This is a genomic window from Jingyaoa shaoxingensis, from assembly GCF_014385005.1.
Classification (GTDB): Bacteria; Bacillota; Clostridia; order Lachnospirales; family Lachnospiraceae; genus Marvinbryantia; species Marvinbryantia shaoxingensis.
On the sequence record NZ_JACRSZ010000005.1, the window covers coordinates 24,552 to 48,723 of the forward strand.

At 43.4% G+C, this 24,172-nt stretch carries 19 protein-coding genes and 1 tRNA gene; 4 read left to right on the plus strand and 16 right to left on the minus strand.

Annotated elements, in window-relative coordinates:
* Positions 1-77 precede the first annotated feature (77 nt).
* Both H8716_RS06315 and H8716_RS06320 read left to right on the plus strand, forming a co-directional pair.
* Entirely contained in the window at positions 78-1,274 is a 1,197-nt protein-coding gene (locus tag H8716_RS06315) for a cation:proton antiporter (RefSeq protein ID WP_249307731.1), read from the plus strand.
* A gap of 67 nt (positions 1,275-1,341) precedes the next feature.
* Positions 1,342-1,415 (plus strand) — tRNA-Pro (locus tag H8716_RS06320).
* Positions 1,416-1,660: 245 nt separating this feature from the next.
* Here H8716_RS06320 and H8716_RS06325 read toward each other — a convergent pair.
* Together H8716_RS06325 and H8716_RS06330 are read right to left on the minus strand one after the other, a co-directional pair.
* On the minus strand, positions 1,661-1,855 hold the full coding sequence (locus tag H8716_RS06325; protein ID WP_249307732.1) for a hypothetical protein: 195 nt from the start codon (positions 1,853-1,855) through the stop codon (positions 1,661-1,663).
* Between the two features lie 34 nt (positions 1,856-1,889).
* Entirely contained in the window at positions 1,890-2,873 is a 984-nt protein-coding gene (locus tag H8716_RS06330; protein ID WP_249307733.1) for a hypothetical protein, read from the minus strand.
* Positions 2,874-3,393: 520 nt separating this feature from the next.
* Between H8716_RS06330 and H8716_RS06335 the strand changes: the two genes are divergently transcribed.
* A complete protein-coding gene (locus tag H8716_RS06335; protein ID WP_249307734.1) occupies positions 3,394-4,437 on the plus strand; it encodes a uroporphyrinogen decarboxylase family protein in 1,044 nt (347 codons plus the stop codon).
* A 98-nt stretch (positions 4,438-4,535) separates the two neighbouring features.
* Here the strand turns inward: H8716_RS06335 and H8716_RS06340 are convergent, their stop codons facing one another.
* The 7 genes from H8716_RS06340 to H8716_RS06370 form a co-directional block, all read right to left on the minus strand.
* Complete coding sequence (locus H8716_RS06340; protein WP_249307735.1) at positions 4,536-6,005, minus strand: PucR family transcriptional regulator; 1,470 nt, start codon at positions 6,003-6,005, stop codon at positions 4,536-4,538.
* A gap of 306 nt (positions 6,006-6,311) precedes the next feature.
* Entirely contained in the window at positions 6,312-7,352 is a 1,041-nt protein-coding gene (locus H8716_RS06345) for a uroporphyrinogen decarboxylase family protein (RefSeq protein ID WP_283243001.1), read from the minus strand.
* 33 nt (positions 7,353-7,385) lie between these two features.
* A complete protein-coding gene (locus H8716_RS06350; protein WP_249307736.1) occupies positions 7,386-8,771 on the minus strand; it encodes an MFS transporter in 1,386 nt (461 codons plus the stop codon).
* A gap of 256 nt (positions 8,772-9,027) precedes the next feature.
* A complete protein-coding gene (locus H8716_RS06355; protein ID WP_249307737.1) occupies positions 9,028-10,065 on the minus strand; it encodes a galactose ABC transporter substrate-binding protein in 1,038 nt (345 codons plus the stop codon).
* A gap of 12 nt (positions 10,066-10,077) precedes the next feature.
* Complete coding sequence (locus H8716_RS06360; RefSeq protein ID WP_249307738.1) at positions 10,078-11,052, minus strand: sugar ABC transporter substrate-binding protein; 975 nt, start codon at positions 11,050-11,052, stop codon at positions 10,078-10,080.
* Positions 11,049-12,842, minus strand: coding sequence for a sensor histidine kinase (locus H8716_RS06365; protein ID WP_249307739.1), 1,794 nt, complete (start codon positions 12,840-12,842; stop codon positions 11,049-11,051). Before H8716_RS06365 ends, H8716_RS06360 begins: the two co-directional genes overlap by 4 nt.
* A complete protein-coding gene (locus tag H8716_RS06370) occupies positions 12,839-14,446 on the minus strand; it encodes a response regulator (protein ID WP_249307740.1) in 1,608 nt (535 codons plus the stop codon). The genes H8716_RS06365 and H8716_RS06370 overlap by 4 nt, the downstream gene beginning before the upstream one ends.
* Positions 14,447-14,560: 114 nt before the next feature.
* Here H8716_RS06370 and H8716_RS17830 point away from each other — a divergent pair, with 114 nt between their 5' ends.
* Positions 14,561-14,767: a hypothetical protein gene (locus H8716_RS17830; RefSeq protein ID WP_249307741.1), complete on the plus strand. Its 207-nt coding sequence runs from the start codon at positions 14,561-14,563 to the stop codon at positions 14,765-14,767.
* A 25-nt stretch (positions 14,768-14,792) separates the two neighbouring features.
* On the opposite strand, the gene H8716_RS06380 is transcribed toward H8716_RS17830, so the two are convergent.
* From H8716_RS06380 to H8716_RS06410, 7 genes are all read right to left on the minus strand, one after another.
* Complete coding sequence (locus H8716_RS06380; protein ID WP_249307742.1) at positions 14,793-16,442, minus strand: ABC transporter permease subunit; 1,650 nt, start codon at positions 16,440-16,442, stop codon at positions 14,793-14,795.
* 18 nt (positions 16,443-16,460) lie between these two features.
* Complete coding sequence (locus H8716_RS06385; RefSeq protein ID WP_249307743.1) at positions 16,461-17,966, minus strand: sugar ABC transporter ATP-binding protein; 1,506 nt, start codon at positions 17,964-17,966, stop codon at positions 16,461-16,463.
* Positions 17,967-18,056: 90 nt separating this feature from the next.
* Positions 18,057-19,274, minus strand: a complete 1,218-nt coding sequence (locus tag H8716_RS06390; protein WP_408610888.1) for a substrate-binding domain-containing protein — start codon at positions 19,272-19,274, stop codon at positions 18,057-18,059.
* 233 nt (positions 19,275-19,507) lie between these two features.
* Positions 19,508-20,926, minus strand: coding sequence for an ATP-binding cassette domain-containing protein (locus H8716_RS06395; RefSeq protein ID WP_249307745.1), 1,419 nt, complete (start codon positions 20,924-20,926; stop codon positions 19,508-19,510).
* Positions 20,913-21,896 carry an ABC transporter substrate-binding protein gene (locus H8716_RS06400; protein ID WP_330606492.1) on the minus strand — a complete coding sequence of 328 codons (984 nt, stop codon included), beginning with the start codon at positions 21,894-21,896 and terminating at the stop codon, positions 20,913-20,915. The genes H8716_RS06395 and H8716_RS06400 overlap by 14 nt, the downstream gene beginning before the upstream one ends.
* 14 nt (positions 21,897-21,910) lie before the next feature.
* On the minus strand, positions 21,911-23,434 hold the full coding sequence (locus H8716_RS06405) for a 4Fe-4S dicluster domain-containing protein (protein WP_249307828.1): 1,524 nt from the start codon (positions 23,432-23,434) through the stop codon (positions 21,911-21,913).
* A 209-nt stretch (positions 23,435-23,643) separates the two neighbouring features.
* Complete coding sequence (locus H8716_RS06410) at positions 23,644-24,165, minus strand: FmdE family protein (RefSeq protein ID WP_249307746.1); 522 nt, start codon at positions 24,163-24,165, stop codon at positions 23,644-23,646.
* Positions 24,166-24,172 lie beyond the last annotated feature (7 nt).

Sequence of the window (24,172 nt, forward strand, 5' to 3'; positions counted from 1 at the left end):
ATCAGCTTTTTTTGTACGCAAAAGCAAAAATAACTTCTGCGAAATATTTCATTTGCACCGCAAGAAAGGAGATTGTTATGTTAACTTCACTGTCACTTATTTTCCTGGTAGGACTCGCTATGGGCGCCATCTGCCAGAAACTCAAGTTTCCACGCATTATTGGTATGCTGGTTACCGGTATTTTTCTGGGTCCTTATGTTCTGGATTTTCTGGATCCATCAATCCTCTCCATCTCAGCTGACCTGAGAAAAATGGCACTCATTATTATTTTGATCAAAGCCGGATTGTCCCTGGATTTGGGTGATCTGAAAAAAGTGGGCCGCCCGGCCATTCTGATGTCCTTTATCCCGGCATCCTGTGAGATTTTCGCCTATACTCTCTTTGCTCCGATGCTTCTTGGCGTTACAAGAACAGAAGCTGCCCTTATGGGTGCGGTTCTTTCTGCTGTTTCACCAGCAGTAGTCGTTCCACGCATGGTCCAGCTGATGGAAAATAAATATGGTACAGAAAAAGCCATCCCACAGATGATCCTCGCCGGGACATCCTGCGATGATATTTTTGTTATTGTACTCTTCACCACATTCCTTGGGATGACACAGGGTGGGCATGCTAATGTGATGGACTTCGTAAACATTCCGGTGTCCATTATTCTTGGTATCTTTCTTGGCTCCATAACCGGTTATCTGCTGTATCTGTTCTTTGAGACATCCTATGCACGGAAGCATTACGTACGCAATAGCATGAAAGTTATCATTGTCCTTGGTGTCTCTTTCCTGCTGATTGCCATCGAAAGCTGGCTGGAAGGCACGATCTCTGTGTCAGGACTTCTGGCTGTCACCAGTATGGCTGTCGTTCTTAAGATGAAAAGTACTACTTTTGTGTCCAAACGTCTTTCCGAAAAATTCGGAAAACTCTGGTTGGCTGCCGAAGTCATTCTGTTCGTTCTGGTGGGTGCCGCTGTGGACATCCGTTACACACTGAATGCCGGAATTGCCGCCGTCGCCATGCTCTTTCTGGCACTGGCAGTCCGTTCCTGCGGTGTTCTGCTCTGCACTGCCGGTACCAGTCTCACAAGGAAAGAACGTCTCTTTTGCATCATTGCCTACCTGCCCAAAGCCACTGTACAGGCCGCTATCGGTTCCGTCCCTCTGGCTGCCGGACTGTCCTGTGGCAAAATCATCCTGTCCGTAGCAGTAACGGGAATCGTAATCACAGCTCCACTTGGCGCCTTCGGTATCGATATGACCTATCAGAAACTTTTGAAAAAAGAATAAATTCTCAGAAAAATACTTGCATTTTCCACGCATCAATGTTATGATATTAAAGCTAGTTCAAAGACATCGATGCGTGGCTCAGCTTGGTAGAGCGCTGCGTTCGGGACGCAGAGGTCGCAAGTTCAAATCTTGTCGCATCGACTAACAAAAAAGAGAATCGTTCGTGAGAATGGTTCTCTTTTTTATTATTTGGTACAAAAAGTATGTACCTTCGATCTCTTCCGGCACTAACGCTGTTCGGGCGCAGAGGGTGCTGGATGTCCGGTGGACATCCGTTTAGCACCGACCAGAGCGGAGATCACGAGATCCGGGGGATCTCGGTTTGGGGCCGACTGTAACGAAAACTGCGAACTCCAGGATCTTTTTATCCGTCTTGGCGAGGTGGATCAGTCCTCAGGCTCATTACCAGCCACTATTTCCCATCCAAACTTTTTCATAAAATCAATAATTCTCTTTGTTGGTTTCCAGTCATCTTTTTCCATTTCTTTCAATTCTTCCATAGAAAATGAGATCGTTTTACCCTGTTCCAGTTCTTTACGGCTTCTGTCCAATTTTTCAAGGTATTTTATGTTCTCAGCCAATTATCATGCTCCTCTGCCTCAAAACCTGCAAGGTTTATTCTTGTTCTTCCAGCATCTTTTTAGCAGTCTTCTCATCCACATCCAATCTGGCACACAGAATTTTTATTATTTCATCCTCTTCCAGCTGAATTTCCCTCGCCATTTGAATCATTCCTGCCTTCATTCCAGCCTTCATTCCAGCGTCCATTCCGAATTTCATTCCGGCCTGTTTTCCAGCTTCCCATCCACCTTCATATTCTGCCTCTCGCAGCTTACGTTCTTCCTCTTCCTTGTTATATTCAAAAATGCTCACTTTTTCTGCCTCCGCTCTATTCTGCTGTAGAAATTCTGCAAGGATTCCATCCCGAATACATTCATTCACTGCCCGAGATACTCCTGCGTCCAAGCCCATTTTCCCCACATACTCCCTCACTCTGTCTACATATTGTGCATATTCTCCCAAAACTTTACACTGTTCCATCAACTCTCTGTTATGCCCCTTATTAATATTCAATGTTGTTACTTTTAATTCCAGATCCGGCTCACCAATCAGGCTCTCAAATGCTTCTGACAGATATTCTGTACGACTGTCTTCCATCTCCTTTGTTCCGTTGTAAAATACCAGAAATTTAGGTGCTGGGACCTTTTGCAATGTAGATGAATATAATGACTTGCCGTCTACCAGCTTCTGATACTCACTGGCAATATAAAACAGATCTCTCATCGGCATGTTTGGATTATAGGTAGACTGATGTTCATACAGAAACAAATTCGTATCAATTATAAATGCCAAATCATTTTTCATTCCCATATAGACTGCATTCTTCAATGTCACAATCTGTAATTGTTCCGGATCTGAATATGCTGTTCCATTCATCGCATTATATAGTGACAACAAATTCACTTTATCTGAAAACAACATTCGAAATATCGTATCTTTGTATTTTCTATTTGCTTTCAATCCATTTGTTTTTAGCTGTTTCTTTTTTAACTGATTTGTACTCAGTCTCTGATTTCTTTTTGTTTTTCTCTTTGCCATAGGCGTATCCTCCTGTTTTGTACAGGAGTTGCCTGGCAATGTCTTTATCTCCACATTTTTCGGGTATCTCCTGCATTTTCAAATAATTAATTAGAATGAAAAAGCATAAGATCTCTGAAATGATGTTGAGAATTCGGACAGTGTATTGCACTGAGATTCGAAAAATATGCTTTTGTGATTCTTATATTAACACTTATCCCCCTTCATTTCAAGCAACTTTTTGTAATTATTTATATAACTTTTTATATGTGTTTATCAAAAATAATTCAAGAATGCCGAGGCATTCTTCTGAGCATCTCCGCAATCCTGCCGGAGGCTATATCAGATGGGGGATTGACTCCCATCACTGATATAAAAAGCAGGAAAAGTTCGTCACCCATAACCAAATTCTCCCTTTCTTTTTCCCTTAAAATTGGTTACTACAACCCTGTTTTTTTTCCTGTTTTTTCTGTATGATAACTATAATCAGATCGTAATAGAAGGCCGCAGAACTATACGATATTTAAAGGAGGTTTTTACTATGTTAACAGCAAAACAGAATATGATCGAATGTATGAAGGCCGGAGGACATCCTGACCGTTATGTAAATCAATATGAAGCTATCAAGCTTTTATTCCACCCATTTATGTTTACCAGCCCTTCCCCTCAGAAGGGTCAGACAAATATCGTAAATGCATGGGGTGTTACCAACAGCTTCCCTGACAACGTACCAGGTGCTTTCCCGGTTCATACTCCGGACAAGATCGTCGTAAAAGATATTGAGAACTGGAAAGATTACGTAAAGGCACCTTCACTGAATTTTCCACAGGAACTCTGGGATCAGTGCAAAGCTATGTACGATGCGGTTGACGGTGAGAAAGCGTTCAAGGCTTCTTTCGTTGCTCCAGGACTTTTTGAACAGACACATCATCTGTGTGAAATGGTAAATGCACTGTACTATTATGTAGACTACGAAGATGAAATGCATGACCTGATCAAATATCTGACAGAATGGGAATTAAAACTGGCAGAAGGCATCTGCGACCACCTTCACCCGGATATGATCTTCCATCATGATGACTGGGGCAGCCATGACAGCACATTCCTCAGTCCGGCTATGTTCGAAGATTTCTTCCTGGATTCCTATAAAGAGATCTACGGCTATTACAAGAGCCACGGCGTAGATTATATCGTGCATCATTCTGATAGCTACGCTGCTACGCTGGTACCTGATATGATTGAAATGGGTATTGACGTATTCCAGGGATGTATGAAGACTAATAATGTACCAGAACTGATCAAGAAATATGGTGATAAGATTAGCTTCATGGGTGTAATTGAAAACGCATTTGTTGACCACGAAGGATGGTCCGATGAAGAATGTGAAAAAGTTGTTCGCGAAACCATCGCTGACTGTGGTATGCACAGTTTCATTCCTTGTATCGCTCAGGGTGGTCCTGGTTCTGTATATCCAGGTGTTTACCTGTCACTGGCAAAAGCAATTGATAAGGTAAACCAGGAACAGTTTGGATTCACACCGGAAGAACAGGCTGCAATGCGTCTGCCACACGATATCATGTTTTAAATTGTATTCAGACAACAGCTCAGCCGGGTGCATGCACCCGGCTGATTTTTCTGCCCTTCAAGAATGCCTCGGCATTCTTCTGCGCATCTCTGTTTTCATCAGACTATCCCTTCCGTCTTCTCCAAAGCATCCAGAAAATGCATGGAGATATGACAGTAATTTCGTACCTTCGCATCATCCAGATCTACTCCCATACTTTCCTGAATCTTTTTCATACGATAGACCGTGGTATTACGGTGCATAAATAATTCTGCCGATGTCTGTGTAATAGATCGTTCATGATCCAGAAAACACAGAAGTGTGTAGAACATCTCATCTCCATTCTGCTTCTCCTTCCACAAACGATAGACTGCCGGCATTACCGCCATAATTTTGTCCCTGGCCTGTACTCTTGCTGTCAGCAGATACTCCATGGCATAAGTTTCAAAATACTGGAATGCCTTCGGCTTCTCCGCCTTCATTCCCCGTTCCAGTGCATATTTCGCCTGACGGTAGAATCTGGATATCTCACTGATTCCCTCCTGATCCGGAAGACTGAATCCCACACAGACCGGGTTGTGCACCACCAGATTTCTCAACAGCATACAGGCATCATATTCCTTAGACAGATTTCTTGTGGATAACAGCACCAGATCATCCTGCCATACATAGATGCTGGCATCCGTCAGATTCTGAATCAGCATCCGCATCAATGAATTCATCTGACGTCCCTGATTTTCCTTTGCATCCTGTTCCGTAAAATGAATCAGAGTAATATAATACGTATCATTTGCTTTCCAGCCCATATATTTTAACTGCATCTCTAACTTTACCGGATCATACAGCTTCTCCAGCATCACATTCAAAAATACATTACTTGTGCTGGACACAGGATCTTTCTGCAGTGACTGCCCCATTGCCGGCTGCAGAACCTCAATCAGTCTCTCCAGAAGCTGCATGTCTCCCTGATTCAGACGGCGTTCTTTTGCAATGAGATTGATCCGTCCACAAATCATATTATTAAAGTAAAGACATAGTGTAGTTCCGCTCAGATCGATTATCTGGTTCTGAGGCAGAGTATAATTCACTTTGTCGTAAGAATAAAATTCACTGTTCCCACTGTGAAATTTTATCATATTTACCGCATTCACTGAAGAATATCCATAACGGCTCAGATATGCCCATTCACTGTCCAGGGCATGTTCCCCATAGACACTGGTTCTTCCCAGCACTTTGTTATTCGCATCAAACAGCACCATAGGATTCTTGAACATCTTGTACGCCTGATCCATTGCCGCCTGATAATCCTGTCGATCCACAGCTTCTTTGATCTTGCTGATCCAGTCCTCATGGGCATCAAAGATAGACTGTACCAGTTCAAACACTCGGGTGATCTCCATATCATAGATGAAAATCCGATCGCCTTCCCCATCGCAGACAACATAATCCTGTTCCCGATAGATATGTACACAATTCGTCGCATAAGCAAGGCGGGCACTGTTCAGAACGGCAGGTGCCTCTTCTCTGATCTCCAGTTTGATATCCAGTTCCGAAATCTGGTTGGCAATCATCCACATACTTAATTTCAAATCTTAGCCCTCCCATTCAAGAATGCCTCGGCATTCTTGCTGCGAGATGCGCGTCATGCAAAGCATGACATATTTCTTTTGCGCATCTCTGCAATCCTGCCGGAGGCTATATCAGATGGGGGATTGACTCCCACCACTGATGCTAATTTGCCCCTCGCCACCTAAAGAGGTGGGAGTCATCTCACATCTGATATATCTGCTTTTCTGCTTCTGGTATCATTATAATACCACAAAAACACAGTCCTGTGGAAGCTGTTTTCCATCTCCCACAGGACTGTTGTTTCCGCTGTTTTTCAGTTGTTTTTCTTATTTTTCAAAATGAGTCATCGGCTTGGTTACTTCCTGATTCTCATCCACAATGACTTCTCCGCCACGATTAATTGCATCAATCACATCCGTAATAAAATCATATACTCCAGGGAATACAGATCCCGGTTCACCCATAACCGTTGCCGGAATGAAATAATTCTTGGAATTTACCTCACTGATGACTTTTCTGGTCTCAGCTTCTACATATTCCTTGGTCCAGTCACCACGGTCTACTTTTCCGTTGTCGATACCACCCTGGAAAGAGATCTGTCCACCATAAGTCTTAATCAGATTCGGAATGTCATTTCCATACATACAGCCCTGCCAGATGTCAATGCCCATCTTGATCATACTTGGAACCAGGTTTGCTCCATAGGAATCACTGTGATGGATAATCAGTTCTACACCATTTGCTTTCCAGTATCCGTAGATCTTCTGGTAAGCCGGTAACAGGAATTCATCAAACATTTCCGGTGACAGGAAAGAAGATCTCTGGCTGCCCCAGTCATCATGATGGAACAGTGCATCCGGATGAATGTGGTCAATAACTTCTTTTGCTACCTTCAGTTCGTATTCTACCAGATAATCAATGAGTTCATGCATGGCTTCCGGTTCATCATAGAAGTTAATCATACAATCTTCCATACCCATCAGATAATGAAGTTTTTCAAAAATACCAGGTGCAATAAATGGAGCTACGAAGTACTGATCTCTGTCGATGGCATTTACCTGTGCAATGGTTGGTGCCCATTCTTCATCAGTAAACTCTGTTCTTGGCATATGTACTTTTTCTTTCCAGTTCGTCACATCATCTACTACTACAAATTCCGGTGAAGTATTCGGAAACATACCCGGTACATTTTCCGGGAATTCCATCTCAACGCCCCATCCGTTTTTCCAGGTGCCCCCCTTCTGAACCTGACCCATGGCAAATAAAGTTGCCGGGTCAAATGCCAGTTTCACATATTCAAACTGATTTACATATTCATCCAGTTTTTCGCCTCTGATACATGCTAATACTTTCTGTTTTGGTGTCATAATGATTTCCCCCTTTTTTCACATATCATGATCTTAATTGTTTTTTCCAAGTTTATAACCAAACTGTAATAATAAAGCACCAACCAGAACACAGACTGCCGGAATGATCATGAATCCTGCGCAGACACCTGTCTGCAGTGTTGCCAGCTCTGATGCATTTGCTTCTGTAAAGTAGGACATATCTGCCATAGCTGATGTATAAGCACCAAGTGCCAGACATCCGGAGATCAGAAGTCCTCTTGCCACGATACCAAGCTTGATCGGAACTGTAAGCAGTCCCATTACCGTACCGGTTACGTCATAACCCAGTTTCTCACCACTGAACTGTGCACAGTTCGCATAAAGTTCCGGATCTGCTGTATTGGAAATATACATGAAGAACATCAGAATACTCATCAGTACAATGACGATCGTAGTATTGCTTCTTAATATAAATGCCAAGAATCCTGCTGCTGCCATAATAATATAAGATAAGATAATACTGTTTTTTCCACCCAGCTTTCCTACCACATGTCTTGCCAGATAGGATGCAATGATACCAAGAATATTAGCTGCCAGCATAAACGGTGTCATCAGTCCAGGATTACCGGAAAGATAGGTGAAATAATAAGCTGCCATACCATTTACCAAAAAAAATACTACGTATTTCAGCATATCAGAAATAAGTAATGCAATCAGGTGTGGATTACAGGCAACTGCGTCCATAGCCTTTACCTTCGGCTGGCCAGCCACCTGCTTCTGCATTGCTGCTGCCATGGCCGCTTCTTCTTCGCCGGTTGGTTCATAACCTTTGAACATTACAAAGTGTGCATACATGCCGGCAAACATCAGACAGGCAAATACAAATGCAGTTGCTGCGTAGGAGTTTGCTTCTCCCACAATCGATGCAAAGAAGGAAACTACTGCCGGTCCCACAAAGGAATATACAACAGACGCTGCAGAAGTCCAGATACTTCTGGAAGAAGACAAAGCCATACGGTCTTCCGGCGTCTTTGCTGCTACATTGATCATAGAAATACTTGCAATATACGGAAGATTCCATGCAATTCGGCTGGTGATCATCGCAAGTGTGACAAAAACAACCGCCGCCATTCCGTTCCCGATACGGATAAACTGTCCCGCATATAAAAACGGTACCAGCCAAGGTGTCAGGATCAGCCAGGAGCGATAACGTCCCCATTTCTTTGCTTTTCCTTTGTTCATGAATGCACCATACATCATAGACAAGATCGCATCTACCACTGCTGAAATCGTGGTCATAACCGCTACAATTCCTGTACTGAATTTGGCGATGTTGGTGAAGAAATAGGATGCGTAGAAAGTATCGATATTCGACATTAACGTAAAGCCGAAATCACCGACACCGAAAAACTTTTTCAGCGATCCGCTGATCTTCTTAGGTTCTTTCTGTTCTGACATAACTGCTCACCCTCCTTGTGTCGTTTTGTGCAAATCCTCCATAATTTCTGTCATTTGCAGATTTTGTATGTCTTATATGTTGTAGTATAAGGGTTTTACAAAGCAGTTCCTATGGTATAGAAATACAATTTTAGGATGTCTTTTCTCTCTATTTTTGTTTATGAATACCATACCATTTTATGATAAAAAATCCACGGATCTCTGTATCAAAGGATCCATGGATTTTGATCTTTCCTACACTTGGGGAACCCAAAGTCTAAAGGTCTTCTGCCGTTATTTCCCGATATGGAAGCCGGATATATTTTCCATCTTTGAGCTGATATTTCTCCGGAAGTTCGTTTTCGGTCACAAGTGCATAGGCCAGTTCCAGCATAGCATATGCCTGTCCTTCTCCGTCATTGAGAACGGTTCCCAGAAATTCTCCTTTTTTTACTACTTCCAGTCCCACACTGGTTCCATCGATTCCCAAAATTACTGGCCAGTCAGTATCACCCGGTTTTAATCCTGCTTCTGTCAGAACATCCACCGCCCCCAGGGCCATATCATCATTATTTGCCAGAATTACTTCAATTTCTTCTCCGTATGTATCCAGAAATGTCTGCATCTTGGTTGCCGCCTGATCCCGGTTCCAGTTCGCTATCTCATCTGCCAGTTTTTCAACCATATAACCACTTTCTGTGATTTCTTCAATCACCGCCATGCTTCGCGCAAGAGAATCATTGTGTCCCGCTTCTCCTTCTAACATGACATACTGCAGTACACCGTCTTTGTTTTTATCAATTTTGTTAAAATTTTTTCTGCATTCTTCCACAAGAATTTTGCCCTGCAGACGCCCTGATTCATAGGCATCTGCTCCCACATAATAAAGTTCGTCCCAGCGGTCCAGATCCTCTTCTACCAGTTCTCTGTTGAAAAAGATTACAGGAGTCTGGCTTTTCCTGGCTTTTTCTATAATACCGGATGCATCTGTACGATCCACAAGATTAATGCAGGCAATATCCACCTGATCATCAATAAAATCATCCATCTGACTATTTTGCACCATCTGACTTCGCTGTGCATATCGGATATCCAGGCTTATGGTAATTTCCCATTCCTTTTCTTTCTCTTTTGCATAATTCTGAAAACAGGAAATCAGTTCCGATACAAATGTATCGTACTGATCATAGGAACTGACTCCTATACGCAGAACTTTCTGATTTGTTTTTCCGTTTTTCCTCTGTGAACTGCATCCTCCAAGCACCATGGCTACACCAAGTGTAAGAGCCAGTCCCCCCAGCATTTTTCTGTTCATACCTTCTCCCCGTCAACTGTTTGGAAACAGGAGCCTTGCATGTTCCTCGTCATACAAGTTTTCCTTTGTAACAATGTTATATGAAATATGGATATTTTCATTAATCCAGTCTGCTTCACGCTTTTCCGTCAGTGCCATAATTCCCTCGTATCCCATACCGAATTCGTTCTGGTAGACCAGCGCAGCCAGATTCTCATTATCCAGATCGTTCACTGTTGCCGCTGTGTTACCGATTCCGTATATCTGCAGTCTTGTCTTTTTTCTCTGCGAATGGCTCTGGTATTCCTCCCACAGCGCCGCTGTCTGCTCTGTGGAATACTTGTCCAGCGTTACCGCTTTTCCGTTGCTTTGCAGGACCTCCACTACCGCGTCCATAATCTCTTCTGTCTTTTTTCCGGTTTCATCTATTATTTCAATTTCTTCTCCGGATGCTTTTAATGCATCTGTTACGCCACAGTAACGATTCTGCATACTGTCCCTGTCCATTCTTTCTCCCAGAATGATGATCGGTCCGTCCTCCGGAAGCATTTCGCTTAACACTTTCTTTCCCAGTGTCTTTCCCATCCGGTAATCATCTGCCCGGATCACAGGATATTCCTCACCGACTCCGCTTTCTATAAAAACCATTGGGACTGATATGTTGCTTTTTTTCAGTTCTTCCTTCATCTTCTCCTTTTCGATACATGCCACAAGTACACCGGAGGTTCCCAGTTTCTCTTCCCTCTCTATTGCCAGAATCTCATCTTCTGTCGTATTATTTGCATCCAGATGCACATAATTGATCATAATTCTGGCATCGTCTTTTGCCTGCTCTGCACCTGCCTCTAACATTGCCCACTCATTTTCTGCATCCTGATAGAGAACCACTGAATATAATTTTTTCTCGTTTTTCTGAACCGTTTCCGTAATATATCCATATACGGTAACAGGAATCAGTACTGCGGCTGCCAGGAAAATCGGATACTTTCGTCTGTTTTTTTCGTTCATCTCTGCTCTCCCGCCTCCTCTTCCGTGGTCTTTGGAATATGAATTCTCACTACAGTACCCTCATCCGGCTCACTTTCTATTTCCAGTCCATATTGTGTTCCAAAGTAAAGCTGTATACGCTGGTTCACATTTTTCAGTCCGATTCCGGATCCTTTCTGCCGTGCTTTCTCGCCGCCTGTCAGGAGATGTTCGACCTGTTCTTCCGGCATCCCCGGTCCGTTATCCTCTACTTCCAGATACAAATCCTGCTCTCTGGTATAAGCACGGATGTGGATCTCTCCTTCTCCATCCATATATTCCATACCGTAATATATTGCATTTTCTATCAATGGCTGTATTACCAGTTTGATTGTTTTGTACTGTTCTATATCAGGTTCCACCTCAAAGTATGAGGTAAATTTATTCTTATACCGGTATCTCTGAATTGCCAGGTAACTTCTTGCATGCTGCAGTTCGTCCCCTACAGAGATTACATTTTTCCCTCTGGAGAGACTGATTCTGAGAAGTCGTCCCAATGCCTGCACCATCGATACCGCATCCTCATACCGCTCACTCTCAATCATCCACATAATCGAGTCCAGTGTATTATACAGAAAATGTGGATTGATCTGGGACTGAAGGGCATCCAGTTCGTTCTTACGCTTTTCTTCCTGTTCCTTTACCATCTTATCGGTAAGTTCCTGTAATTCTTCCACCATAAAACGGATCGTCAGGCCGAGATGCTGTATCTCCGGAGGACCGCCAATATATACCACAGGCTGCTGCTTCATCTCAATTCCCTGAATGGATTTTTCCAGTTTTTTCAACGGATCTGTAATGCGCACTGCTACATACTGATTGACAAAAATCATTAAAAAAATTGCCAGTACCAGGTTCAGCAATGCCATCATCCTTGTCTGATTCAGATCACTGAACAGGCTTTCTTTTGATACCACACTGACAATCTTCCATCCGGTATAACCCACAGTTTTTACCACAACTACTCGTTGTTCTCCCTGGAATTCTTCGTTGTGTACCCCCTCATCGTAAGTGCTTGCTGTCTGATTATTCTCCTGTATAATGTTGGAAAAAATCAGATTCTGTCTGGGATGATAGATGATCTCCCCATCTCGTCCTATCAGATAAACATAGCCTTTTCCGTCATTATTCACTTCTGTAAAAAGCTGCTGGATTCCACTGAAATTCATATCCACCAGAAGAATTCCACCAGACATTTTTCCATCATTGGTCAGTTCCACCCCCCGGCTCAAAGAAACTACCCAGTAATATCTGCCACTTTTATTTTCAAAAATATTCTGTACATGCAGATCTGAAAAATGCAGATTTTCCATCTTATCCGATGCGTCCTCAAACCAGCTTTGCGCGGTAATATTCACATTCTTTTTCAGGCTTCCCACCGGTGCTGCCCCCAGAAGCTCCCCGTCTCTGGTAAAGCAGGCTATGCTTACCAGATTATCTTTGTTTGCTTCATACAAGAGACTTAACTCCCGGGAAATGTCATCTTTATCAAAATCAACTTTCTTTATTACATTGTAATACACCGCATCGGAACTGCGCATCATAGACCGAAGATACGTATTCAGATTAATCTCCACCTGCCCGATCAGTTTCTGACTGTCCGACAATACCTGCCGCTCCAGCGTTCTCTCATAGCGGTTCAGCAAAACAGCAGTGATCAGTATCATCCCTGTCAGCGCCACAAACGTAAAAGACATGGAAATCATAAACCGGAAACTGCGGTTGCCGACTCTTCTCTGAAGTTTTTTCCATTTTTCGTTCAGATATCTCATGTTCCTGCTTCCTCTGCATGTTCTGTCCGATACTTACTTGGTGCCACACCAAAATGGCGTTTAAAAACATAGCTGAAATAATTCGAATCTGTGTATCCTACTTTCTGCGCTATGATATAGCTCTTCTCATTTGTCTCAATCAGCAGTTTTGCCGCCTGTTCCATCCGGTATCCTGTCAGGTAGCCTACAAATGACTGTCCTGTCTCTTTTTTAAAAATTGTCGAAAAATAAGAATTCGATACACCAAGAAGATCGCAGACCTGATCCAGCGAAATGTTTTCATCGGCATAACTGTTCTGCACATATTCCTGTGCTCTCTGTACAAAGCTTCTGGTAGAACTGTTTCTTGCAATAATCAGACGGCTGCGGTATTCCAGACTGCGTTCCAGTATCCAGACCCTGAGAGCTGCCGGATCCATATCCATCAGATGACTGTATAACTGACCGATATCTTTCTCCGTTTCCCTGTCTGCAATCTCATTGTTTGCCGCAAAACGGTAAAAATCACTGATCAGATCCATAATATCTATGTGATGCTGAAGCATGGATTTCCCATGAATGGTCAGTTGTTCTACATAACAGTCTACCGCTTCTGTCACTTCTTTTTCTGTTCCGAGACGGATTTTCTTAAAAAGCTGTGACAATTCTGCTCCCGGTGCCCCGGCAGAACTGTAATCTTCTTTCGGCGCAATTTCACGGATATTGATTGCCCGTATTGCACCGTAAATACCTCTGTAAGAAACAGCCTCTCTGGCACCATTGTAAGAATCTGACAGTTCCATCAGCGAATCGCATACTTTTCCGATTCCTGCTGTTGTCACTGCACCGATCATGCGGTGCACATATCTGCAGAAACGGTCACAGTCATCTGTCAGCTCTGCCACATCCCCTTCTTTTTCCAGTTCTGCAATCAACACCGTATTTCCCATATAAGAAAAACTCTTTGTTTTCCATTTTTCTCCCAGATATTCCTGTGCCTGTTTTTCTACAGAAGCAGTCACCAGCATGGCAGTCATTCCTTCCGGAATCTGCGTTGCCGACGTGTGGATCACCAGGCAGCAGACATGTGGCTGCGTAAAAGTAATCTGGTAATCTCTGAGATACCTGTCAATCTGCTCCCTGGTCAGCCACCCTTCTATGAGTGCTGTATAAAAGTTGACTCTCAGAAGCGGAAGCGAATCCGTATAGTATTTTTGCAGGGTCTCCACATTTCTCTTTTCCCTGATCTCGGTGTCTAACTTTTCTCTCAGCTTCTGAAAAACCTTCGTCAATTCCGCACAATTCAGCGGCTTGAGAATATATTCATCCACTTCCAGATGTATGGCTTCTTTGGCATATTCAAATTCATCAAAACCGGTAAAGAGAAGAATCTTTGTTGTCGGAAATTCTGCCCGAATTCTCTTTGACAATTCCATTCCATCCATATAAGGCATCCGAATATCTGTCATTACCACATCCGGCTGATACTCTTCCACCAGTTCCAGTGCCTTTACTCCGTTATTTGCCAGTCCCACAACGGAAAATCCCATATCCTCCCACGGAACTTTCTTCATAATAATCTGTGTTACATCATCTTCATCATCTACCAGAAGTACTGTATACATTCCTGCTTCCCCCCGCTGCTTTTCCTATCTGAACATTTACTTTCTGTCTTACTCAGTATATCAGATTCCCTGTGTTTCGTACACTAAAACAGAGGCACTCATGCACCCGTTCGGATGCATTCTGTGCCCCTGTCTGTCATAAAATATGATGTCGGGAGCAAAAGCCCCGACTTTGATGCCTACGGATTGTTTCGTGCTATGCACTCCCACAATCCTACCCAATATTCGCATATCGTGGGACTATCATCCCACTTTTATGCTCATATCGGGGCGGGTCCCAAGGTCTTTCACCCACCTATGAGCAAGCTCATGTGGGTTTAGACCTTTTGACCCTGGCATCATAATATTATTTCTTCTGAACGTATTTCAGGCAGTCCAGTGTAACGGCTACCAGAATGATAATACCGGAGAATACGAACTGAAGGTTGGTATCAATACCCAGAATAGTCAGGGAATAGGTCAGTGCTGTAAAGATGCACACACCTACTACTACGCCTGAGATCTTACCGATACCACCGGTAAAGGATACGCCACCTACTACGCAGGCTGCAATAGCATCCATATCCCAGCCCTGTCCATATGCTGCTGATCCGGAACCAACCATACGGATACATTCCAGCCAGGAGCCGAATCCATACAGAACACCTGCCATCATGAAGGCACCCAGAGTAACCTTAAATACAGAGATACCAGAAACTGCTGCTGCTTCTGAGTTTCCACCAACTGCATACAGATATTTACCAAATGTTGTCTTATTCCAGATAAACCATACAATGATAATTGCTGCCACTGCCCAGAGAATAATGGTTGGGAAGTTGTTGATCTTCGGAATAATCATGGAAGGAATGTTAGATTCGATAGATCCGAAAGAAACACCCTTGGTAGAATAAGTTACCAGACCGAAGATTACCAGCATGTTTGCCATTGTACAGATGAATGGATGCATCTTAAACTTCGCTGCGAAAAATCCTGCGATGGTAGTAAAGCAGGTACACAGCAGTACGCACATAAATACTGCAAATACGACTCTGACGCCTACCGGAAGTCCTGTAAAGTCAAATACATGACCAAATACGGAACCGGTGTTGATTCCTTTGTGCATGATAATTGTTGCTGTGGTCGTTCCCATACCAACCATACGTCCAATGGAAAGGTCGGTACCTGCCAGCAAGATCAGCCCTGCTACACCAAGAGCCAGGAACATTCGCGGTGATGCCTGCTGCAGAATATTCAGTACGTTATTGGTTGTCAGAAGCGGTGTATGCTTAATAATCGGTGTGATGATACACAGCATAATAAAGATCAGTACAATGACAATATACAGACCATTCTGAAGAAGGAAAGATCTGCGGTTGAAGTTGTACTTGTAGTTTTCCCATTTCTGTGCCTGTGTCTCTGCAAAAGAGAACTTTGACATACGCAGCAGATCCAGCAGATGATACTTGTAGTTAAATGCTGCATGTCTGCGGTCTTTTACATCCTGCAGATCCTTTGCCAGTGTCATCTTGGCATCAAAAAGACGGTTTTTGTGTACATACTTTTCGTCTTTCTGTTCCTGATGATCTGTCAGTTTTGCCATGGTTGCCTGATGTTCTTTTTCCAGCTGGGCAACTGCCTGTTTGTATTTTTCCTGTGCGGCAGCTTTTTCCTGTGCACAGCTTTCTTTTACCGGCTGGAAATATTCACTGTCGTAATGTGCTTTGATATAGCTTTCTGCATCTGCAATCAGTTTTGAAATACTGTCTTTGTTTGCCGCTTCCACCTTCTTTGCTTTTTCGATTCCGGCGCGGCACTCTGATATACGGTTTTCTCTTTCTCCTGCGGTGAGAGTCTTGTCTCTCTTTGCCACATCAACACTGTTCTGGAAAGCAATTACACGATCGGTCCCTTCCCGGCGCAGGTCATCGATCTGTTTCTGTATCTTTCCGACATATTCATCAATTGGCTGACGGAGCTTCATTTCCTGCTCCTGTGTCAGAATTTTACTGTTTGCCATAATCTGTCTCTCTCCTTATTATAGGTATTTTGCACTGAGTCTCAGCAATTCTTCCTGATTGGTTTCTTTGGTATTTACAATACCGGAAAGATGTCCGTTGGACATAACACCGATACGGTTTGTGATTCCCAGAATCTCAGGCATCTCAGAAGAAACTACAATGATTGTTTTTCCCTGTTTTGCCATCTGGACGATCAGTTCATAAATCTCATATTTGGCACCGACATCAATTCCTCTGGTCGGTTCATCCATCATAAATACCTGTGGTTCTCTCTCCAGCCATTTACCAAAGATTACTTTCTGCTGATTTCCACCGGAGAGACTTGAGATCATGTCGTCCGGTCCCATACATTTGGTATGCATGATTTTAATCTCATTAGCTGTTGCCTTTGTCATCTTTGTATCCGAAAGCGCAATTCCCGCTTTATACTGACTCAAGTTGGCAATCGTTGTATTAAAAGTCAGATTACCCTTCAGGAACAGACCGTTGGCCTTACGTTCCTCTGTAATCATTGCAAAACCATGTTCCATGGCTTCTTTTGCACTGTTGAAGTTCATCAGATGATTCTTAAAATATACTCGCCCTGCTGCTCTGGTTCTTACACCGAAAATTGTTTCCAGAAGTTCGGTACGTCCTGCCCCAACCAGACCATACAATCCGAAGATTTCGCCCTCTTTTACTTCAAAAGTAATATCCTGCAGATGAGGTTCAAACTTGGTGGACAGATGCTGTACAGACAGAATCACATCCTTCGGTGTATTATCCAGCGGTGGGAATCTGTTTTCCAGCGAACGGCCTACCATTGCCGCAATCAGTTCATTCATATCTGTTTCTTTGGAACTCTTTGTCATAACAAGCTTTCCATCTCGTAATACAGAGATCTCATCACAGATCTCAAAGATCTCATCCATCTTATGGGAAATATAGATCAGTGCAATTCCCTGGGACTTCAGCATCCGCATCATTTCGAAAAGCTTGTCCACTTCCTGTACTGTCAGAGAGGAGGTCGGTTCATCCAGAACGATCACTCTCGCGTTATAGGAAATCGCTTTTGCAATTTCACACATCTGTCTCTGGGAAACTGACATATTTCTCATCGGCTGTGTCAGATTGACTGTCATTCCCAGTTTACGGAACAGCTCAGATGCTTCTTTTTTCATTCTTCCCTCATCCACAACGCCAACGGAATTCACCGGATAACGTCCGAGGAAAAGATTATCCATAACATTACGCTCCAGGCACTGGTTCAATTCCTGATGTACCATGGCAATTCCATTTTCCAGAGCGTCCTTTGGTCCGGAAAAGCTTACTTCTTTTCCATCCAGAAAAATGGTTCCTTCATCTTTCTGGTAAGTACCAAACAGGCATTTCATCATGGTAGACTTGCCTGCGCCATTCTCGCCCATAAGTCCCATGACTGTTCCAGGCTTCACGTCCAGATTGATATGGTCCAGAACCCTGTTTCGTCCGAAAGACTTACTCATCCCTCGTATGGACAAGATCAATTCATTTTTCTCTGCCATTCTTCTTACCCCTGTCTTTTCTTCTTCTTAATCGTCGAGATGGGGGCAAAGCTCCTTTGCCCCCATCCAACGTGATCTGTTTATTTTTTCTTACTGACTAAGCAGAGATGTGTAGGATGCTGCATTATCTGTCTTAACCATGTTAATTGCGAATGCATCATACTGGCTTGGGTTACCCAGACGGTTTGTAATGTTGGATTCTGTCTGACCGTCACCACCGATGTATTCTACATCCAGATTCAGAATATCATCATAGTTCTGAAGCAGTGGCTGGTAAGTAGAGCTCAGGAAGTTATCTGCTGCGTTGTAGATGTTCAGCCATACGCTCTTTCTTGGGCTTGTGCTTTCATCCAGCTGATTAGAAACTGGTGCATATACTACTGTAGAATCTGTGAAATCCTGATAGTTGTCAGCTGTTACTGCTACGTTTAATGCGTAGTAAGAACGTTCGTCTGCATTATATGTATAAACGTCATCTGTCAGAACGTTGCCTGCTTCGTCTGCTGTTCCGATACCTGTATCAATATCTACTCCATCCAGTGCGTTACGCAGAACACGAAGTGTTAAGTAAGCCTGAACGTCAGCATGCTGGCTGATTGTTCCGCCGTATCCGTCTGCGATTGCTGCAACTGCATCACTGTTTGCATCGTATCCGAATGTAGGAACTGTATTTTCCTGTGACCATGCATTGAACATGGACATTCCCATACCATCATTGTTAGAAGCGATAACATCGATCTGATCACCGAAAGATGATGACCATGTACCGATTGCATTACCTGCTGTTGCTGCATCCCATGTAGCACCTGCAGAATTCTTCATTTCCTGAGAAGCCAGCTCACGAACGATGTATTCTTTTCCGTTGATCTCCAGCTTGCCATCCTGTACTACGGTAGCGGAACCGTCTGTGTTTGTTCCAACCGGATCACTGTTGATATCGCCGTCTGTCTCTACTGCTGTACCAAGAGCTTTACGAACACCTCTTGTACGTGCGATAGAATCGTTATGTCCGATATCACCGATTGCCAGAACGTATCCGATGATGCCATCACCGTTACGGTCGATAGAATCAATATTAGCTTCGATATAATCTTTGATCATGGTTCCCTGAAGTTCAGCACCCTGATTTGCATCAAATCCTACATAGTAGGTATTGTCATTGAATGTAAGAGCATCCATATCCAGCTCACCTGTTGAGCTGTTAGATGGCTGACGGTTGAACCATACAAGTGGCTTGTCACTGTTTGCTACATCCTCAGCAGAAACACCAACTGAAAGAGCTGATAAACTAAGAGCTGCTGCAAGCATTAAAACGATTTTCTTTTTCATAAGAAAAATACCCCTTTCTTTTTCGGACCTCTTGTCCGCACTGTTTATGATGCTCTTACTATATCGAATTTTCATTGTTAAAAAAATAGAATATTTTTCGTTCCGCATTGGAATTTTTTAGATATTCTGTTATTTTTTCTTTTATTTCTTACGTTTTATTCGTCATTTAACCCATTTTATCCAGCAAAACTACTCTGTCAATTCCACACATTTCAGGAGTATCTTTCCATTGCTTCTTTTTCTTCCTCCTCATGTGTAATAAACAATACCTGTTTCCCGATGCATTTTCTTCTTGTATACTCCATCACCAGTTCTCTGGTGCTTTGATCCAGACCACGAAATGGCTCATCCAGGAATAATACGTCCCAGTCCGCATAAAAAGCTCTCACAAGTGCCACTCTCTGCCGCATTCCAAAAGACAGTTCCTTTACTTTCTGATCTACGCATCCCGGCAGACCGACTTTTTCCAGTTCTGCCTTAATTCTCTCGTATTCCTGCTTTTCTGACTCAGACTCAAAGAGTTTTCTTTTTCTCATAATCCGGATATTGGCATAGACACTCAGATCCTCACCAAATATCTGATCCTGGAAAACAGCACTTTTCTTTCGTCCTTCCAGACCCGCTATGCTTCCGCTGTCCGGTACCTCCAGTCCCATAAGCAGCCGAAGCAGGGTAGTTTTTCCTGATCCGGATGGAGCCATAAGACAGGTAATCTGTCCACATGAAAATGTCTGCGACAGGTCTTGAATGACGTGATGATCTCCATAACTTTTACTTACATGCATCAGCACAATGTCCTGCTGCAATACCTGCCTCTCTTGCGTTGGAATACCTTTTACTTCATTTGGTTTTTCTGTCTTTGATACTCGCATTTTTTTCAGCCGTTCTTCCGCCATATCCAGTATTCCAAGGAACAGCTTTTCAAACAGATAGCTCAACACCAGAATCATCGTCGTCCAGGCCAGCAGATCTGCTGTTTCCAGATAGATCTTTGCCTGATACAGCTTCTCACCAATAGTTCCGCCTGAGATTCCGATTACTTCCGCTGCAGTTCCTGCTTTCCATGCCAGTCCGATTCCAAGGGCGCAGCCGACCCTCACATAAGGAAGAAGCTGGGGAATGGCAAACCAACGTACCCTCACCCATTTTGACAGTTCAAATACTTCTGCCAGCTCTGTCAGCTTCGGATCCATCTGCTGCAATCCTTCCAGCACATTCATATAAAGGATAGGAAATGTCATCAGAAATACAATGCCGACAGACAGATTTCTGGAAGACATCCACATTAACAGCAGGATAATCACTGACGCTACCGGTGTGGACTTCATCACGCAGATCATGGGATAGCACAATTCTTCTACCTTTTTGTGCCGGAACGCCAATACTGCCATAACGGTTCCGGCCAGCGCCCCAAGCAAAAAGCCTCCCATGATTCTTTCTGTGGAATGTAGAACTGTGCTCCAGAAATGTATCTCCGGAAGTAACTGAACCAATCTTTTTCCTGCAACAACAGGAGATACCATCAGTATCTCCTGTCCAATCTGCATACTTAATATCTGCCATGCCAGCAGCCAGAATATGACTGCCCACCAGCGCATTTTACTCTGCTTTTTTCTTTTATTCTGCATCATAATAGAATTCGTCTGTCGGAAGTGTTCCGCCTACCGCCTGTGGATTCTCCTGTTTCAGGACTTCCAGATAACCGGAGAGTTTTTCTTTCATTTCTGCTCCGTCTATGTATACAATATTACACTCCGGAAGCGCTTTTTTCGCAACCTCTTCCGGAATGATATCATAATTGCCAATCATCTTTGCTGCCTCTTCGGCATGATCATTTACAAACGTTACCGATTCCTGATAGCGCTCCATGAAATCTTCCACGATCTCCGGATGCTCCTGGACAAACTCCGTTCTTACCACTGTCACACCGGTCACCAGACTGCTGTTTCCGCCGTTTTCTTTCTGGATGTTATCCCATTCCTCCGTCAGATCCAGAGCCACTCGTAAAGAATCATTTTTACTCTGTGCCGTAGTCACAAATGGCTGCGGAAGAAGAGCTATCGCGTCCTCATGCTCCGCCAGGGCTGCCACGCATTCTGTATGTTCGCTCTTCCATTCGATCTGCACATCTTCGCCTGGAGTCAGCCCGTTTTCTTTTAATATGTAATTCAGCGCATATTCCGGTGTGGCACCTTTGCCGCTGGCATAAATGGTTTTTCCCTTCAGATCAGAAATGTTCTGAATCTGATCGCCGTTTTCCACCAGATATAATACCCCCAGTGTATTAATCGTCAGTACCTGCACACTGCCGTCCGTTTTCTGGTAAAGCACACTGGCAAGATTAGCCGGAACGGCTGCAATATCTGCGGTTCCCTGAGCAATCGCAGGGGTTACCTCATCCGGAGATGCCACAATCTGAAAATTGTAATTTTCATCTGCAACCTCCCCCTGGTCTGCCTGATTCATCAGAGATACCATTCCCATTGCCGTCGGGCCCTTTAACGCCAGAATATTCACAGAATTTTCTGCCAGCACGTTCGATCCGGCGCACAGCACCATCGTTCCTGCTGCCAGCATGATTAACTTATGATGTCTTCTCATACTCTTTTCCCTCATTAATCCACCAGCTTCTCCAGTTCTTTCACATATTCTGTCTGACTGGATACCTTATGTCCTGCCGTTGCCGCATATTTATTTACCGCTGCCTGTGATTTCTTGATAGACTGCATGGTTCCGGCACCTGCCACGCATCCTCCAGGGCATGCCATTCCTTCCAGAAGATACCCATTATATTTTCCGGCTTTCGCCATAGTCAAAAGCTTCCTGCATTCTTTCAGACCTTCTGCATTTGCCATTTTAATATCTATATCCGGATATTTCTCTCGAATTACATTTTCTACTGCTTTCGCCACTCCACCGGATACTGCAAAATTACGGCCATCTGATGAGGCATCATTCACACCATCCGGATCTTCTTCCAATAATTCTACATCGATATTCTTCGCTGCAAAAATTCCTGTCATTTCTTCAAATGTCAATACAAAGTCTACTTCACTCTTTACGGTTCTTCGCATAGCTTCCAGCTTTTTCGCCGCACATGGTCCTATAAACACTACTTTTGCATTTTTGTTTTGCTGTTTGATCAGTCTGGCTGTCAAGGTCATCGGCGTCAGTGCCATGGAGATACAGTTCGCATAATCCGGAAACAGTTTTTTTGCCATCATAGACCATGCCGGGCAACAGGATGTTGCCATAAACGGAAGCTTTTCCGGTACTTCTTTCACAAAATCTTCCGCTTCCTGTGCTGCACACAGATCTGCTCCGATTGCCACTTCAAATACATCTGTAAATCCCAGTTCTCTCATAGCCGCTCTTAATTTACCCGGCGTCACTTTCGGTCCAAACTGACCTACAAATGCCGGAGCCAGTGCCGCATAAACCTGTTCTCCAGCCTGAATAGAACGAATAACCTGGAAAATCTGCGACTTGTCCGCAATCGCACCAAAAGGACAATTCACCAGACATTGTCCGCAAGACACACATTTGTCGTAATCAATATCTGCTTTTCCATTCTTATCCGTATGAATAGCATCCATTCCACAAGCTGCCGCACATGGTCGTTCCTGTACAATGATTGCATGATAAGAACAGACTTCGGCACATTTTCCGCATTTAATACATTTTTCCTGATCTATATAAGATCTTCCATTTGTACGATCCAGTTTGATTGCTTTTTTCGGACAGACTTCCACACATGGGTGTGCCAGACATCCCTGACAGCCATCTGTTACCCACACTCTTTTCTCATTGCAACCGTTACATGCAAATTTGATAACGTTAATCAACGGCGGCGTATAGTATGTCTCTGGTTTATCAGCCAGCTCGACCTGATCCGAAATCGGTGCATGCTCTGTCGCATCACGATATGGCAGTCCCATAGCCAAACGCACACGTTCTCCAACAATTGCCCTCTCCAGAAAAACATCACTTCGAAAACTGCCCGTCTCTCCCGGAATAATGTGATAAGGTATCTCTTCCACTGTTTTCTCTACAGAACAACCCGTATCATAAGCCATTTTTGCCACTTCCGTAAAAATAGCATGACGAATCTCCTGTATTCTTGTTTCTACTCCTCGCACTTTTTTTCCTCCTGTGCTCATATATTCCTCCTGATACCTTAAAATTCTTTTCCGCATATACTGCTGTTTAAGATTATTTCCCAAACACGAAATTATATTAACAAACTTCTATATAAAATTCCAGATAAAAAACCTGTGGAAACACTTCCGGCTGCCACAGGATCTTTTGTTATTCATTCTATATGCGCATGAAAACATGCCTCTGCCTATTACACCTGAAAACGATCATATGTTTTATAACAGTCCAGACAGATCTTTTTTCCATCGGAAATTCGGATCCAGTTTGCTCCTGTCATTTCGCCACAGCACTCACATTTGTAAGAATCAAAGATTCTTGCTTCTTCTGGCAATTTAATAGTAGTCTCTTTTACGTCAAACATATCTTCCGGTTCCGTGTTTTGATAATAAGCAAAGGATTCTTCTCTTGACATTCCCTCTGGTTTTTCTCTCAAAACAAGTCTTACTGATTTTCCTGTTTTTCTGTTATAAAATGAAAATGCCTGTTTTCCTCTCATATGAAACAGTAAATTTCCTTTTCCTACACTGCATCCAAGAAGCACCTGTATGGCGTCTACACCACATGCATCATTTTCTGAAATACAAACCACATCTTCATCTTCTGAAAAGGTAATATTCAATAATTTTTCTGCATAGATTGCTGCCTTATATCCTATGGTAAGACCACCACACTCATGTCCATGAAATGCAACACATTTTTCCCATTTTGTCATTTGTAAT

Excerpts from the sequence above, each read along its gene's own strand:
- H8716_RS06410 (WP_249307746.1), bottom strand. The coding sequence starts at position 24,165 with ATGACAAAATGGGAAAAATGTGTTGCATTTCATGGACATGAGTGTGGT.
- H8716_RS06385 (WP_249307743.1), bottom strand. The coding sequence starts at position 17,966 with ATGGCAGAGAAAAATGAATTGATCTTGTCCATACGAGGGATGAGTAAG.
- H8716_RS06380 (WP_249307742.1), bottom strand. The coding sequence starts at position 16,442 with ATGGCAAACAGTAAAATTCTGACACAGGAGCAGGAAATGAAGCTCCGT.
- H8716_RS17830 (WP_249307741.1), top strand. The coding sequence starts at position 14,561 with ATGCATTCTGTGCCCCTGTCTGTCATAAAATATGATGTCGGGAGCAAA.
- H8716_RS06335 (WP_249307734.1), top strand. The coding sequence starts at position 3,394 with ATGTTAACAGCAAAACAGAATATGATCGAATGTATGAAGGCCGGAGGA.
- H8716_RS06350 (WP_249307736.1), bottom strand. The coding sequence starts at position 8,771 with ATGTCAGAACAGAAAGAACCTAAGAAGATCAGCGGATCGCTGAAAAAG.
- H8716_RS06390 (WP_408610888.1), bottom strand. The coding sequence starts at position 19,274 with ATGCTTGCAGCAGCTCTTAGTTTATCAGCTCTTTCAGTTGGTGTTTCT.
- H8716_RS06360 (WP_249307738.1), bottom strand. The coding sequence starts at position 11,052 with ATGAACGAAAAAAACAGACGAAAGTATCCGATTTTCCTGGCAGCCGCA.
- H8716_RS06345 (WP_283243001.1), bottom strand. The coding sequence starts at position 7,352 with ATGACACCAAAACAGAAAGTATTAGCATGTATCAGAGGCGAAAAACTG.
- H8716_RS06400 (WP_330606492.1), bottom strand. The coding sequence starts at position 21,896 with ATGAGAAGACATCATAAGTTAATCATGCTGGCAGCAGGAACGATGGTG.
- H8716_RS06355 (WP_249307737.1), bottom strand. The coding sequence starts at position 10,065 with ATGAACAGAAAAATGCTGGGGGGACTGGCTCTTACACTTGGTGTAGCC.
- H8716_RS06330 (WP_249307733.1), bottom strand. The coding sequence starts at position 2,873 with ATGGCAAAGAGAAAAACAAAAAGAAATCAGAGACTGAGTACAAATCAG.
- H8716_RS06395 (WP_249307745.1), bottom strand. The coding sequence starts at position 20,926 with ATGATGCAGAATAAAAGAAAAAAGCAGAGTAAAATGCGCTGGTGGGCA.
- H8716_RS06370 (WP_249307740.1), bottom strand. The coding sequence starts at position 14,446 with ATGTATACAGTACTTCTGGTAGATGATGAAGATGATGTAACACAGATT.
- H8716_RS06315 (WP_249307731.1), top strand. The coding sequence starts at position 78 with ATGTTAACTTCACTGTCACTTATTTTCCTGGTAGGACTCGCTATGGGC.
- H8716_RS06365 (WP_249307739.1), bottom strand. The coding sequence starts at position 12,842 with ATGAGATATCTGAACGAAAAATGGAAAAAACTTCAGAGAAGAGTCGGC.